This window comes from Sphingopyxis sp. Root154, from assembly GCF_001427105.1.
Classification (GTDB): Bacteria; Pseudomonadota; Alphaproteobacteria; order Sphingomonadales; family Sphingomonadaceae; genus Sphingopyxis.
This window is the reverse complement of the sequence record NZ_LMGI01000001.1, coordinates 1-13,452: the sequence shown is the minus strand read 5'-3', so window position 1 is coordinate 13,452 and position 13,452 is coordinate 1. Positions and strand designations below refer to the sequence as shown.

Annotated in this window: 12 protein-coding genes and 1 pseudogene; 5 read left to right on the top strand and 8 right to left on the bottom strand. The window is 57.3% G+C overall.

Features of this window, described 5'->3' with window-relative positions; genetic code table 11:
- Positions 1 to 70 precede the first annotated feature (70 nt).
- On the top strand, positions 71 to 1,174 hold the full coding sequence (locus ASD73_RS00060) for an acyltransferase family protein (RefSeq protein WP_056375868.1): 1,104 nt from the start codon (positions 71 to 73) through the stop codon (positions 1,172 to 1,174).
- 236 nt (positions 1,175 to 1,410) lie between these two features.
- Here ASD73_RS00060 and ASD73_RS22615 read toward each other — a convergent pair whose 3' ends face one another.
- A complete protein-coding gene (locus ASD73_RS22615; protein ID WP_156377222.1) occupies positions 1,411 to 1,587 on the bottom strand; it encodes a hypothetical protein in 177 nt (58 codons plus the stop codon).
- Positions 1,588 to 1,649: 62 nt separating this feature from the next.
- Positions 1,650 to 2,021, bottom strand: a complete 372-nt coding sequence (locus ASD73_RS22610) for a hypothetical protein (RefSeq protein ID WP_056370222.1) — start codon at positions 2,019 to 2,021, stop codon at positions 1,650 to 1,652.
- 442 nt (positions 2,022 to 2,463) lie between these two features.
- On the opposite strand from ASD73_RS22610, the gene ASD73_RS00055 reads away from it, so the two are divergent.
- Positions 2,464 to 3,153: a hypothetical protein gene (locus ASD73_RS00055; protein ID WP_056370224.1), complete on the top strand. Its 690-nt coding sequence runs from the start codon at positions 2,464 to 2,466 to the stop codon at positions 3,151 to 3,153.
- A 441-nt stretch (positions 3,154 to 3,594) separates the two neighbouring features.
- Here the strand turns inward: ASD73_RS00055 and ASD73_RS22050 are convergent, their stop codons facing one another.
- From ASD73_RS22050 to ASD73_RS22045, 3 genes are all read right to left on the bottom strand, one after another.
- Positions 3,595 to 4,902, bottom strand: a complete 1,308-nt coding sequence (locus ASD73_RS22050) for a DUF1996 domain-containing protein (protein ID WP_056370227.1) — start codon at positions 4,900 to 4,902, stop codon at positions 3,595 to 3,597.
- 180 nt (positions 4,903 to 5,082) lie between these two features.
- Complete coding sequence (locus tag ASD73_RS00040; RefSeq protein ID WP_235534024.1) at positions 5,083 to 5,859, bottom strand: class I SAM-dependent methyltransferase; 777 nt, start codon at positions 5,857 to 5,859, stop codon at positions 5,083 to 5,085.
- A 560-nt stretch (positions 5,860 to 6,419) separates the two neighbouring features.
- Positions 6,420 to 7,607 carry a DUF1996 domain-containing protein gene (locus ASD73_RS22045; RefSeq protein ID WP_082521255.1) on the bottom strand — a complete coding sequence of 396 codons (1,188 nt, stop codon included), beginning with the start codon at positions 7,605 to 7,607 and terminating at the stop codon, positions 6,420 to 6,422.
- 627 nt (positions 7,608 to 8,234) lie between these two features.
- Here ASD73_RS22045 and ASD73_RS00030 point away from each other — a divergent pair.
- Positions 8,235 to 8,684: a hypothetical protein gene (locus ASD73_RS00030; RefSeq protein ID WP_056370232.1), complete on the top strand. Its 450-nt coding sequence runs from the start codon at positions 8,235 to 8,237 to the stop codon at positions 8,682 to 8,684.
- 939 nt (positions 8,685 to 9,623) lie between these two features.
- On the opposite strand, the gene ASD73_RS00025 is transcribed toward ASD73_RS00030, so the two are convergent.
- Complete coding sequence (locus tag ASD73_RS00025; protein WP_162248108.1) at positions 9,624 to 10,175, bottom strand: plasmid pRiA4b ORF-3 family protein; 552 nt, start codon at positions 10,173 to 10,175, stop codon at positions 9,624 to 9,626.
- 332 nt (positions 10,176 to 10,507) lie between these two features.
- On the opposite strand from ASD73_RS00025, the gene ASD73_RS00020 reads away from it, so the two are divergent.
- The gene (locus tag ASD73_RS00020; RefSeq protein WP_056375863.1) at positions 10,508 to 11,089 is read left to right on the top strand and encodes a hypothetical protein; all 582 of its coding nucleotides are present in this window, start codon (positions 10,508 to 10,510) and stop codon (positions 11,087 to 11,089) included.
- 363 nt (positions 11,090 to 11,452) lie between these two features.
- The gene (locus ASD73_RS00015) at positions 11,453 to 12,055 is read left to right on the top strand and encodes an Npun_F0296 family exosortase-dependent surface protein (protein WP_056370239.1); all 603 of its coding nucleotides are present in this window, start codon (positions 11,453 to 11,455) and stop codon (positions 12,053 to 12,055) included.
- 268 nt (positions 12,056 to 12,323) lie between these two features.
- Here the strand turns inward: ASD73_RS00015 and ASD73_RS22040 are convergent, their stop codons facing one another.
- Both ASD73_RS22040 and ASD73_RS00005 read right to left on the bottom strand, forming a co-directional pair.
- On the bottom strand, positions 12,324 to 12,998 hold the full coding sequence (locus ASD73_RS22040; RefSeq protein ID WP_082521252.1) for a helix-turn-helix domain-containing protein: 675 nt from the start codon (positions 12,996 to 12,998) through the stop codon (positions 12,324 to 12,326).
- A gap of 179 nt (positions 12,999 to 13,177) precedes the next feature.
- Positions 13,178 to 13,452 (bottom strand): annotated as a pseudogene (locus ASD73_RS00005) (UTP--glucose-1-phosphate uridylyltransferase); the annotation flags it as partial.

Below are 13,452 nucleotides of genomic sequence, written 5' to 3'. Positions count from 1 at the left end.
GTTGTCAGTCCACAGCGGCATTCTTTGCCACTCAGTTGCGTGCGGTCGTCCCTGATGATAGCCGGAGCTCATGGGGAGGGATCAATCCACGGGGCGTAATGCCGTAATTGACGGCTGGCGCGGCATCAGCGTGCTGATGGTCATCGTTGGCCATCTCTTCGCCTATCGCGCCAAGGGAATCTATCCAATCGATGCGCTTAACGGGCTTGGGCTTTCGCTCGGCAGCAGAAGCTTTGCGGTCATTTCGTCGCTCGGCACGCTGGGTGTCTGCTTCTTCTTCATGATTAGTGGCTACTTGATCACGACGCTGCTGGTCGCCGAAGAGGCAAAGCGCGACCGAGTCAGCCTAAAAGCGTTCTATGTCCGGCGCGTCTTTCGGATCATGCCGGCGTTCTATGTCTATGTGCTTGCGGTCTATCTGCTCGGCCGCGCGGGACTGGTGCAGGTCGGCGATGAGGCGGTGCTGCGAAGCTCGCTCTACGTATGCAATTTCTCCGGCTTCTCGTGCTCGTGGTGGCTTGCCCACACATGGAGCCTCGCTGTTGAAGAGCAATTCTATCTCGTCTGGCCGATGATCTTTGCGTTCGCCGCTTGGCCGCGTCGGAGTATCGCCATTGTCCTCCTGACTGGGCTGTTTGTCGGCTCTTTGTTCTTAGCCCCGCTCGGCAGCTTCATCTACATCATGGTCGGAGTAGTGGTTGCCCTGTTCGTGGGTTTGCGGGAGCATCTTGCAGCGATCGCCCCGAAATGGATATGGCTTTGCCTCGCAGTGCTAATCGTGCTGCCCGCTGCGCCGCAGATTGTCGTGAAGCTCCTTGGGCCAGCGCAGCCTGTGCTGGCCGCCGCGGTTATGTTCGGGACGCTGTTCGGTCAACCCGGCGGTGTCCTGCCTGCGGTGCTACGGAACGCATGGCTAAACAAGATGGGGTTAGTGTCGTATAGCCTCTATCTCTGGCAGCAGCTGTCGCTGGCTCCCATCGCCTGGGGCGGCACGGTCACCGGCGCAGAGGCGCTCTACGACTCCGGGAACTTTGCGTGGGCGGTCGCCTTCATCCCGATCGCAATCGCATCGTATGTGCTCATCGAGAAGCCCATCATTGCGCTTGGTCATGGCCTGTCGCGCCGGATAACTGAGCGCGAGGCGGGACCCGGCGCGGTCGAACTGAGGACATAGCGTCGGTCGCCTGCGCGCCGAAATGGCGGAAAACTGCGGAACAAATCGTGGGTTCTACCTAGAGAGTTTCAGATCTCTAAGCGCTGGAGAGCCGCGAGAACGACGCGAGGCCAATATTTTCGGTCCATCGGTCGGTTTTAAGATACCGTTGGCTCGCAAGAATCGGGATAAATGCGACACAGAAAAGATTCTCATCTTTGAGAACAGAAATCTTCATCTGGCGCCACCGATATTGATCAGGCGGGCGCAGAAGCAGGGTCGGCATTGAAAGTGTCAGCTGCCTGTTGCGCCTCCTCAGCCGTCGTAAAAAACACGGGAAGGGTGGTATAGCGCGTGATGTCGCCTATGGTGTCGGCGCGTACAACCGAAAAGTCGCCTTCCGGACCTGGCCCGGCAATTTCGAAAGTCGGCATGGTTACAAAACTCCGGCTCCATTGTTCAAGCAGTTCTGCCCAAGAACGCCGTCATTAAGGCGCTAGGGTGCTATGGTAACGCCGTCAAAACTCCGACTGACGTTGCGAAGCCAGCAAATCCCCAAGGTACCAGCGCCACCAACGATCACATAATCATACCAACTTTTCGCTTCGATCCATCCGAAAAGAAAACTTGCGGCACCGACGAGCATAATGGGCGCCAGCAGATCGGTTGTCGCGTTGCGAAGAAGCTTCAGGCCCCATCGCGCTTCGGATACCTCGCGGCGAGTATTGTCCAGCAATCTCTCAAGGTCAGATACGCGATGAAGCAAATTATGATATCCCCGCTGAAGTTGCTCAATGTCCGTAGACTCCGGAGCGGGTACTTCGGCGACCGACTTCGAAAGGGCGGCTTCGTTTTTCTCGTCCACCATACCTCGTCCCTCCGCAGCGTTCTACGCCAATAGATCCAAATCGGCCGCGACCAATATTGTCGACCGTCGTTGACTTCGATGCGTAGCGGGGCATCATAAACAGATGGTGTAGGAGGCAGAATGAAGCCCACCAGCGAGCCAAATTTGAATTGGAGACGCTGCCGTGGATTTAGGGAGGATATGATGCCCACATACGAAGTCCGCGGACCCGATGTGGCGGGAAAATATTGGGTGGTGGAGGTCGCGTGCGAGGGCGCGTTCTTATCGGAGATTCCCCTCAACGGATCATACTCAAAGAAAGAAAAGGCTCAAGCCGCGGCCGATAAACTGAACAAGCGATAGGGGGAGGGACCGTAGCTATATCCACTTAGTACAAGCGCCTGTTAGAGATTTCCCTTTGGTCCTTCCAAGCAACAAAGTGGCTTCCGCTTTTGGAGCAATTATGCAGCTGACATACGCCCAGTTGACCGCGGCGCTCGCGCAAATGAACAACGTCTCGGGGAATGATGGTGGCGCGTTTCGAGCCCGCCTGCGCAAGCTGCAGGGCGAAGGCATCCCTGGCGACGCAAATCCCGGCAAAGGAAGGCGTGTAGCTTACACCCTGCCGCTCGTGATCGAAACGACCGTTGCCGTGGAGCTTTTGCAGATGGGCTGGTCCACTTCGCAAGCTGCCTCCCTTATTCGTTCACATCGGCAGGACATACTCGCGGCAACTCTCCTTTCGCTGACCCCGGATCAAGATAATAACCAGGACGTTTTGTTCGCGGTAAGCCCGGAGGCTCTGGGGAACACGGCCATCGCAGATCGGGTCGGCGCTATCTCTTTCGTCACGAGAGGAAAGGTCGGTTTGCTTTTCCAATTGGGCCCTTCGATTGCGAGTTTAACAGGTGACATCTGGCGGTGGTCGCTAATTGATCTGGCTGTCGCTACTTTGGTCACGATGGGCTCGATTGCCCATATTGGGTTGCCGAACGAGGCCGTCGTCCAGGCGCTCCGTGAAGCAATTGAAAAGAATAGCGAAATTATTCAAAACTTTCGAGATACCAAATTGAACATGATTGTGACCGAGATTGAAGCAGGTGGATCGAAGATGGCGAGCATTGATCGAACCAAAGTGCCGAAGACGGCATAATCTGGTTGGCTAGGTGGGGTTTGAAGGGTCGTGACGTGGCTGACGAGGGGAGTCGATGACAGGCTGTACGGGAATTTCGACAGCCGCCGTGTTAGAATTTTCAGCCGCAGAAGACGCTCGCCGCTCGAAGCAATCCCTGGAGCCGAGCAGCTCCGGCCTCCGAGTCCCGATGTGAATCGAGAGACTCTCGATTCCCGAGCGCGCACGTCTGCTCTTACCCGTGAACGCTGCTGGGACCCGCGGGGGGCGATACTTGGTCTGTCGCGCGGACCTTGGAGTTACGACCGAGCGTCTGGCACAGATATGGCTTTACCTGGCCAACCAGCCGACAACGTGCCGCTCTCGGGGAGATGCCCGCGCGGCGCACGGTATATTATTGGGAATGATCAGCGAAGAATCGAGGCCTGCGAAAGCTGGTGCCGAGCGTAATTTTCTCCGTTGTCAGGGGACCGGAACCAAACGAGGCAACGCCTTTCCCGACGAGTATCGCTTGCCGCGCGCCATGATCTGCCCGTCGCCAAGATCTCCATCCGAGCAGTTGAGCATCTTATCGATGCAGCCCGCTTCCCAACGAAGCCGGATCTCATCCTGCCACGCCTCGAAATAGTCGCTGTGAAAGGTCGAACCGGGACGGCGCATCGCAGGAGGCAGCATGTGGTCGCTCGAAAGCGTCCATAGCGTCGGATCGTCGCCAACCTCGATGCTGTATGAAACGCCCATCGTAAATTGCGGGATAATCCACGGATGCGAGGCCGGGCAGGCATTCAGGCCCCTATTCCCATTGCGTACCATCTCGGCGAGGTGGCTGCGATGATCTTTTGAATCGAGTTCGACCCCGTTCCAACATTGCGGCGTACTAATCGTGGCTGAGAGCCATTGGCCAGGCTTGCATGCCTTCATCGGCTCGATCATGTCGGGGAAAGCAGCCGTCGTGGGGGTCCAGCCCTGCACACACTTGAAGTTGAACAGCTTGTTGTTTTGAGGCTGTCGCTCGGTGGGTCTCGTCTGATCCCAACCGAAGACGAAGCGAAGGCCGCGCGGAATCCCGACACACCCCCTCGCGGCGGTGGTGCAGAAAGAATCGGTGGCGGGGCGGCGCTTGTAATAGATCGATACGAAATCGGGCCGCACGACATTGCCTTTTCCGTCGAGCATCGCCGGCATCCAATAGGCCGACCGATTTAAATCGTTTTGACAGGTGCTCTCGCCGCTTTTTCGCAGGCTTTCGTATGTGGAAAGCGCGGTTGCGCCGAGGTTTCCGAAGAACTGATGCAGATGGGCCGCGCCGGGCTTGCCGGGGTAAACGATCGGATCGTCATAGCTGATTTGCCCCGCACTGCACAGGAAGCGAAACGCGCCGACGACATCGGGCGCCGAACTGGGTGGGATGCGCTTCGGTCCGAGCAGCGTGGCGATTTTGAGTCCCGATGGGACAGGCTTTGTGTCACCGACTTTAGGGAGGGTGACGACTTGCGGCTCAACTGGAGGGTGGTGCGGTCTCTCCAACGTGCCAGCGTTTGCATGAACGGCGCGGCCCGCTGCGTTACCACCAGCTTGACGCGCGCTCGCCGCGCACTTGGCGTATTGCTGGCGTGAGCATGCATAGACCGCCTGATCTGCGACGTTCCGAACAACGTCCATCTCGTCGCGAGCTGTCTGAAGCCGATCGTTGGCGGCCTGCGCCTCGGCTAGCGGCGCGACGAGCAATAGATATAGGAAGCGCAAGCCTTTCTCCCTTTTTGCGGCCATTTGGCCGAACCTTGGTCGATCTCAGTTGGACCAGCGAGACGGTTAGCGCCAGTCTGGGTCGGAACAACCGACACAGAGTTCGCAAGGCCAGGGAGCGCCTATGACCATACGTCGTGCGACAACCTTATCATGACCTTCATCGTGGTCCATCTTCTGGTACAGTGGGGCAACGGCTGTGCCCTACTTTCGGCCAATGAATATCTTTTCGCCCCGACTCAACCTGTACCTAAGAAAGTCTTCTGGCCCGGCGGTAATCTCTCGCAGCGTGAACCCAGCCTCGCGGATACGGTCGCGAACGTCGCTGCCATAGTACCGCACATGATCCCACTGGCCGAAATGCATGTCGCGGCCAACGGGATCCGTGATGCTCGAATTTTCGTACGTTTCGGACCAGCCTTCGATGATCGGGAACATACAAATGATTTCGCCGCCAGGTCGGAGCACGCGATAGATTTCGGCCAGCGCCGTGCGGTCGTCGATATGCTCGAGGATGTGGTTGGCGATGACAAGGTCGAGCGAGTTATCGGGTAGGTCGATATGCTCGATGTCGAGGCGCACATCGCCATGATCGCCTTCATATTCCGAAATTTTATAGCTACTTGGCTGTTTCGAAAGGATCAAATGGGTTACGCTATACTCGCCGGCGAAATGAATAATATCTCGCCCGGCGATCTCGATCTCGCCGCGCTTCATCGCCAGCGCGAGCAGCCGCTGGCGTTCCAGCGACCAGCATTTCGGGCACATCACTCCTGTCCGCACTGGCATGCCGAATGGCGAGAACCTGCCGTCATAGTCGCAGGCGGGGCAAATGCCGGGTTCCGCTTTCGCGTGGGATATCGCAGCAAGGCGAAGTTGCTGAAACATCTGCTTGGTGAAGACCGTCTTGGCGACGTTCCGTAGAGTGCGTGGGTTCATGCGGATAGTTTTCCATATCCCGGCGGAGAAGTCATCGGCCAATAATTGGGACGACACCAGCAGCGGACAAGCATATCCCCCACAGAAGGTCGCAGCACCAAGAAGGGCAAGCCGTCGTCGTTCTCGGTGTAGCCGGGCACACCGTCCGCCGTTTGATGGGACGTAATTGACCCAATGGTTCGAGCGTGGGTTGGCGCTCCAGCGCGCGACGCTACCAGCAAATTCACCGCTGCCGAAAATGACGCTGGCCGCAGATTCTGTAAGCAATCCTATTCTGCGGCGAGGCTGCCGCGAGACGATCACGGCGCCTACGAGACGCTGGCGCGCCGCTCATGCCGCGAACGCTTGCGATCTCGCGGCCATGCTCGTGGAAGAGTCGGTTGTCGGGTCGCAATTATTTCAGGTCTGAGCAAGAGCGGCCAGGAAGATAAATAAATGCGTCACCCTCTCCATCATGGATTGCTGCGATCCGTTTGATTTTGGTAGCGGAACATACGCGCTTCCACTGCTCAATTAAGCAAGATTGGATTCATGCGCACGCCGAGCGTGAACCGCATACCAGCGTCACTGCGCGCGTCCGCTGGCGACCGCGCCTACTTTGCCTAATTGAGGCTCACGAGGCGGGGATTCGCTGTCCAGTTTGCTTCCCAGCTCTGCTTGATTCTCTGGCCGTTGCCGAGATCACCAGTCGAGCAATTCAGCATTTTGTCGAGACAGTTCTTCTCCCAAAGTTCGTGAACGATCGGATCCCATGCCATGAAGAAGTCTGAATGAAATGTGTCGCCGCGCTTGTGCGTTGGCGATGTGTCCATGTGATCGGAGACGAACGCGTAAGTTTCTCCGGCAGCCTGAGTATACCAAACGCCAATGGTGAAAGACGGTATGACAAAAGGATGGGTTGTCGGGCACTTCAGATAGCCCCAGTTTCCGTAGGAACCATAGGAAACATGACTTCGGTGATCGGGACTGTCCAGGTTTTTTCCGTCCCAGCAATCCGGTGCGCTCATTCGGGCCCCAATTCGGTTGCCCACAGGACAGCCCCGTTGAGCGTCCTCGAAGTTCGACCAGTCCTGAGGGGTATAGGGTACTGGCCCATCACAGGCGAAGTGCAGCTTGCCTGTCGGTGCGTCGCCCAGGTTGAGCATGTCGCGCCCAAAGATGAACCTCAGGCCGTTAGGAAGATTAGTCGCCTTCCCCTGGTACTGCGGGTGAGTGGGATCGGACACGATCGGGTCCGACTTCGGGCGTCGCTTGTAATAAATGGTCACATAGTCGGGCCGGACTACCTGACCTTTGCCATTAAGCAGAGCAGGAACCCAATAGGCTGACCGGTTCACCGGTGACATGCATGTCGAGTTGCCGGCTGCGCGCAGCGAGGCGTAAGTTGAATAGGCATCGGCGGTGTCGTTGCCGAAGAATTGGTGCAAGTGGCTCCTTCCCGGCTGTCCAGGATAGACGATCGGGTCGTCAGCCTTGAGCTGTCCGGGCATGCAGATGAAGCGAAACGCTCCCACGACATCGGGTGCCGCAGTTGGGGGCAGCGAAGCCGACAACAGTTCGCTCATCGGATCGAAGTTACTCGCGACCGCGGTAACGCTTTGCGCTGCCGCGCCTGCATCAGCCCCTACTGAACCCGCAGGCGGCGGTGTCGGTGTCGGAGTTGTCGGCGGTGCGGACGGCGGTGGCGGCAGCACGACCGAGGGGGCTGCATCACTGCTGCTTCCGGAACCTCCGCCGCCGCAGGATGCGGTCGCGAGAGCAAAAGCGGATACTAAAACAAAACGGCGCATAGGTTTCCTCGATTGCAAATATTTATGCAGCGATTCCGAACTATTAATATTCGCCGCCCCTTTGCAGCCGCGACAGCAAGCGTCACGGAACAAGCCGGAGCGATCGACACAAGTAATCTTGGATCCGCGACCCCTCGCGCAATATTGTCAGGCAAACGCTAATTTGGAGTAAAAGCCGCGCGCCTCTGCCTTCCACGATCGAAACGCCGGCACTGGCCCGCTTCGGCGAATGTCGCGCAAGGTTTCGAGGAAGTGCGCCGCGCGGTTAACATTGGGACGCGCATCTGCATCTCGAAGCTTGCCTCAGTCAGAAAGCTCCAGTTCGTCCCTTTATCGCTTGTCTGGCGGCTCATGCTTTTCGGCGGAGGACGAACTGCATTCAGCCTGTGGGTTTTATGTATCGCCGCGGCTCGTCAGCTTCATGTCGTATGATGGTGGCAGCCCAATCCATTACCAGGCCCGGCACCAAAGAATCTCGTCGCTATCAACCGGGCTCCGACCCGCGGCTCGTTTTTATTAACCTTGATGAGCTAGGCAGGTGGGCTTGAAGGATTCGCCATGACTCGAACTTTTCTGCTTTTCGTTAGTCTGCTCGGGGGGTGTGCGCCCGAAGCAAGAAACATTACATTGTCTGAGATCGACTTGAGCGACATGCAGACGGTTCGAACGATCCGAGATCAACTTGGTCCGCAAGACGGCGCCGCTTTTGTCAATTATGTCGTAAAGCACCATGTCAAGTCTGCCAGCTATTGCGGCCAACCGCTCCTGAACACTGAGGGTGAAGCGCCTGATACGGTGGGCGAAGCAATCGATCTGACGGCGCGCCGAGATGCCCTTGAGCGTCAGGTAGTTGTGGGCATGCGAGCACCCATCCACTCTCGCGAACTTGCAAAAGAGAAGTGGGACGGCCTGATACGCAGCCGAGACATTATGATCGATGCGCAGGCCCGGCTTCGTTCGGAATTTGGCGATGGAGCCAAGCTCCGCCCAGAGTGGATGTCATTGGAAACCAGAATGGCTGAAATCAACCGGAAACTCGTCGCCATGAAGCCGACAGTTTTCGGTTCCGATATTTAGCGCCAACCCGCCACATCCTTAGTTCACTCGGCGAGGATCAAGTCATGCTGGCCACTAAAGCGACGAGATGTCTTATGGGCTCCATCCTTCGTTACTTGGCTGTGACGCGACTTTAGGCAAACCACCACATGCAGCGGGAATAGCAACTACGGTTCGGCTAAACGCCGAGCGATGCCGATCGGGACGTGCCGCAGCCGCCCAGATGAGAGCAGCAATAAGCCCCGCTATGAAAGCGCCAGCCACGACGGCCAATAACAGCCAGCAATCGGCCGCGTCAGCGCGCTCTTTCCAGTTCGGTTCTTGACTCACAAGGCGGACAGAGCTGCCGAAGCGCTCGACAGAAAAGGGCGACAGAGTTACCCCTGCCGCCCTAATGCGCGGATCGCCTGATCATCTTACATGCGATTTCATTTCTATCGTGTGACCAACTGCACAATTGATAACTTCACTTAATCTGCAGTGCTGATCGCGTATGGCCAGGCGCCTTTGTGAGCAGCGAAGCCGGCAAAATCGAAAAGCAGGTATCGAGCGGCTTGCTGCGTTAAGGGTTCAATCAGGTGGAGGAGAATGCCTGATAAATGGTGGCACACCGACGAGAATAGGCAAGGTGAGGGCGACAGGGTCACCCCTGCCGCCCCCCTTTTCACCCCATCCCGCGAGCGCGGGCAAGCAGGATGCGGCTAGTCGTGTTAACCGATAGACCTATTACAGGTTCCTACCACTTTCGGAGTAGGGGGCAGATGATCCCCACCTCGGCAGCTCGCTCAAAGTCTCCCGACGCCACGGACCGTGGCTGTGCTCGGGCATAGGGCGCCGTAATTGCCACACTGCTGGGCCAGAATCGGGCCGCTCCCACGATGATTCAGCAGGGATGATCCACGCGCTGCGTTGACCGGATGGGCACTATTCAGCCGATGTGTAGGAGCTGACCCCCAAGGTTCATTCACTGCAAGGGGAGCTTAACTTACGATGTTCCAGGCGATTAATAGCGACCGTCGACGTACGGGGGAGCCGGATTGCAATGTCGGCGTCATTGACTTCGTTGGGGTCAAAATCAGCCGGTCCCCATCCGAGCAGGTCTTCATGCTCAGGGTGTTCGGGATCGGCGAGTGCTTCGAGATATTGGAGATAGCCTGTTGGACCGCCCACATCTTCGGTGGGGCATTGGCCTGTCGCGGCGAGGAGTGACGGATAAGGAAAACCCGACTCGCCGGTTTCGATCCGTTCTACGCTGACGATATGATCCCAATAGTCGCCAAAATCATAGACGTAGTGTAAGGACCTGGCGCCGCAGTCTTCGAGCGCGGCGCCCAGCGTCGCCTTGCGGGCGTCGCTCGTGTTGGAAATATAGTCGGGGTCCGGAACGCCGAACGCGGCGCCGCCTGCGAAGCGGAACTCGTAGAGATGGCTGTCGGTCCAACCCATCGCGATCTGGATGGTGGTATGAAGCCGGTCACGCTTGATCGAGAGCGGCACTTCTAGACGGCGCATAACTTTCGCCAGAGCGCGATACCGAGATGGGCGGGTAAAAAAATTTGGCACATTGCCGTGCGGGGTGACGTGGAAGGAGGCTAGCGGCTGCGTGATTTTATCGCGGGCACGGCAGCTGATCCCGCGCGGGCAGTCTGGCCCACCTTCCATCGGACCGGGATTGCTTCGAGTGTCTCGGTGACATCTTCGCCGAGCGGACAGCATGTCCGATCGACAGCACCGACAACTTGTTGGGCGGATGCAGCTGGCGACGGTCGTGAATGGTTGCGCCGATCGGTCCCCAAACTATGCTTTAATCTTATGAACCATATAGCGCCCGAACGACGCGCCTGATGATAGGCGATTGGCAAGCATCGATTGCACATGCTGATGTGGCGGATTGGATAACGGTCACGGCCTATCTCCTGGCAGCGATACTGTGCTCGCGCGCCGCACAGCACGCATGGCTTCAGCGAAATTCGCGCGAGAATATGTTCTGGCGGCTCACGGCGGTTCTTCTGCTCTTTCTTGGAATCAACGAGCTCCTCGATTTGCAGACACTTCTGACCATGATCGGACGCGCCCATGCCAAGGCAAATGGCTGGTATGCTGATCATCGCAAGATTCAGTATATTTTTGTCGTGGCTTTGGCGATCGGCGCCGTAGTTTTCGGTTCGGCGATACTCTGGTTGACGCGGCGAATGCATTACAGCGTACGTCTTGCCCTCGGCGGACTCGTCTTCATCGCGCTCTTCATTCTTTTACGGGCCGCGTCATTCCATCATCTTGACGACATCCTTGGCCGAGGTGCGACCGAGTTTCCTCTGGGCTCTTTTCAAGAGATGGCCGGAATCCTGCTGATTGCGGCAGCGTCGCTGCTTTATACCAGGAAGCGCCCGGGGGCGCCGCACAATCGAGGGTCGCTCCGCGATTGATAGCAGGCCGTCACGGGGCTCCGCGTCCCGCTTTGTCAAAGAATGCTGATTGTCCGTTGACGGGAAGCTGCTGCCCGGGAACCGTTCGTAACAAAAGCGCAAGTCGCGGTGCTGTCGAATTCGTTGGCCATTTTCGCTGCCGCTGTCGCCAAGCCCCCAGCGACTGCGCCGTTTTCGGCAACGGGCATCCGGCATGTCCCGTTCCGGGGCATATTTTTGATTCGCATATTCGAACGTTTTGGTTAAATCTTACTAAACACGTAACGCAATCAGGCGAGTCGCGCGGGTTATCGCCTTTAATCTAGGGAGCTACGAACGATGCGAACTTTACTAATTAAGACCTTGCTTGCTGCAACGGCAACAATGGCTCTTCCCGCGGCCGCAAGCGCCGCAATTACCCTCGGTTCCGTGACGCCGGGCACGGCGGTTTATTCCGGTCCGGCGCCCACGTATGACTTTGAATCGCCGGCTCCCGTTTCGGGCGGCCTCGTAACGAATACCAGTGTGAGCGGCGTCAGTGCTCAGCCCTTCGGCAGCAGCGGCAGCTTTTGGACTGTTAGCCCGGCCGATGGGTCGCCCGGTAACTTGGATCTCTCGTCGTTCGGAAATATTTCGAACATCAGCTTCATCTGGGGTTCGGTCGACGCTTACAACCTGCTCGAGTTTCTCGACGTAGGTGGCAACGTCCTGGCGAGCTTCACGGGGTCGGATATCTTCAACCCTGCGAATGGCAGCCAGACGGATCCGAACTTGAACCCGGTCGTCCGCTTCAATCTGACCGACGGTAGCCAGACCGCTTTCACGACGCTACGGCTGAGCTCGACGTCGAATGCGTTTGAGACGGATAACTTCGCCATCAATGCGGTTCCGGAACCCGCGACTTGGGCGTTGATGATGATCGGCTTCGCCGCGGTTGGCTTCGGCATGCGCCGTCGTCGTCCTCAGGTTTCGGTTCGCTACGCCTGACATTGCAGACCATTTGAAGAGAGGCGGCCATTTATGGCCGCCTCTTTTTTTGCCTGAATGAAATTGCATCCGGCGGCTTCCTTTGAGTAATGCCGCCGCTGATCTTGATTTGGTTAACAGGGAGTCGGGCATTCCTTTCGCCCAGGTTCTTGGCTCGACCTTCTTTCGAGCCATGTTCCTAAAGAGGATCGTCGCAAACCAAACTCAATGTTAGCCCGGCTTGTTCTATTGGTGGCTGCGTTCCGTCACATGGGACTAGTTGGTGAGGTCAATGTTCGACAAGAATCTTAATCTGTGCAGTTTCGACACCAAGAATGGTGGCGATTTCAGTACGGACTGAGGCAAGCTTGTCTTGCTCGTCGATAATTTGCTCCTCGACATAAAATGACGCGAGATCTCCCGCCGGCACGCCCAAAAGCTTAGCGAGATCGACCAGTCTTCCACGCTTAGGAAACGATCGGTCGGTCTCCCAGTTGCTCACGGACGCAACGCTGACGCCTAGGCTGGCGGCGATGTCGTCCTGCATCATGCCGTGCTGGGACCGAAGACTCCGCATTTTGCTTCCCAGTGTTTCTCCTGCAGAATTCGACAAAGCCGTGTCGTTGCGTCTTCGTCTGAAATTCTGGGGCGGGAGTTCTTCGTCATGTAGCGGCGCGGTACTCACCGTATCGGTGGTCAGATTTTCAAATTCGCAGCCGAATAGCTTGCCACTCTTCCAAAGGACTCGGGCGGTTACCCGTACGTCTGGAGAGAATTCGACTTCCAGATGATCGTCTGCGGTCGCTGGACGGTCAGCTTCGATGATCAGACCCGACGGCGTCGCCAAATGAATTTTGGCGAGTTCGCCCGGCAGGTCTTTAGCCTCCGATTGCTCATGAAGCGTAAGCAGCATGCGCTTGCCGTGCGCGCTTTCGTAAAATTCCAGGTGTGCGGTTAAAACCATCGACGCGCCTCGGTAGCGGAGGATGTTCCCGACCGCTGGTTCAACGACACTTACGGTAAATGGCAGGTGCACACCACAGGTTTACGTGCGCGAGATCACTCGAAACTGCGGCTAGTGCCGCGCTTCTCGCTTTTGACGCCTGTCCGGTTTCTTGAGCGTTCGGAAAAAAGCGGAGGTGTTTAGCTCAGCTTGGCGACAAGGAACGCCCTGACTTCGTTCGCTATGTCGGGCCGTTCAAGCGCGACCGCGAGATTGGCCTGAATATAGCCCGCCTTCGATCCGCAGTCGTAACGCGCGCCGTCGAAGGTGACGGCGTGGAAGGGCTGGTTGCCGATCATCGTCGCCATCGCGTCGGTTAGCTGGATTTCGCCGCCCGCGCCCTTTTCCTGTTTTTCGAGCACGCGCATCACTTCGGGTTGCAGGATATAGCGGCCCGAAATGATCAGGTTCGACG

Bases quoted from the DNA above. Each gene is read 5' to 3' on its own strand.
- ASD73_RS00020 (WP_056375863.1), top strand. From the start codon at position 10,508: ATGATAGGCGATTGGCAAGCATCGATTGCACATGCTGATGTGGCGGAT.
- ASD73_RS00055 (WP_056370224.1), top strand. From the start codon at position 2,464: ATGCAGCTGACATACGCCCAGTTGACCGCGGCGCTCGCGCAAATGAAC.
- ASD73_RS22045 (WP_082521255.1), bottom strand. From the start codon at position 7,607: ATGCGCCGTTTTGTTTTAGTATCCGCTTTTGCTCTCGCGACCGCATCC.
- ASD73_RS22040 (WP_082521252.1), bottom strand. From the start codon at position 12,998: ATGGTTTTAACCGCACACCTGGAATTTTACGAAAGCGCGCACGGCAAG.
- ASD73_RS00015 (WP_056370239.1), top strand. From the start codon at position 11,453: ATGGCTCTTCCCGCGGCCGCAAGCGCCGCAATTACCCTCGGTTCCGTG.
- ASD73_RS00060 (WP_056375868.1), top strand. From the start codon at position 71: ATGGGGAGGGATCAATCCACGGGGCGTAATGCCGTAATTGACGGCTGG.
- ASD73_RS22050 (WP_056370227.1), bottom strand. From the start codon at position 4,902: ATGGCCGCAAAAAGGGAGAAAGGCTTGCGCTTCCTATATCTATTGCTC.
- ASD73_RS22610 (WP_056370222.1), bottom strand. From the start codon at position 2,021: ATGGTGGACGAGAAAAACGAAGCCGCCCTTTCGAAGTCGGTCGCCGAA.
- ASD73_RS22615 (WP_156377222.1), bottom strand. From the start codon at position 1,587: ATGCCGACTTTCGAAATTGCCGGGCCAGGTCCGGAAGGCGACTTTTCG.
- ASD73_RS00025 (WP_162248108.1), bottom strand. From the start codon at position 10,175: ATGCGCCGTCTAGAAGTGCCGCTCTCGATCAAGCGTGACCGGCTTCAT.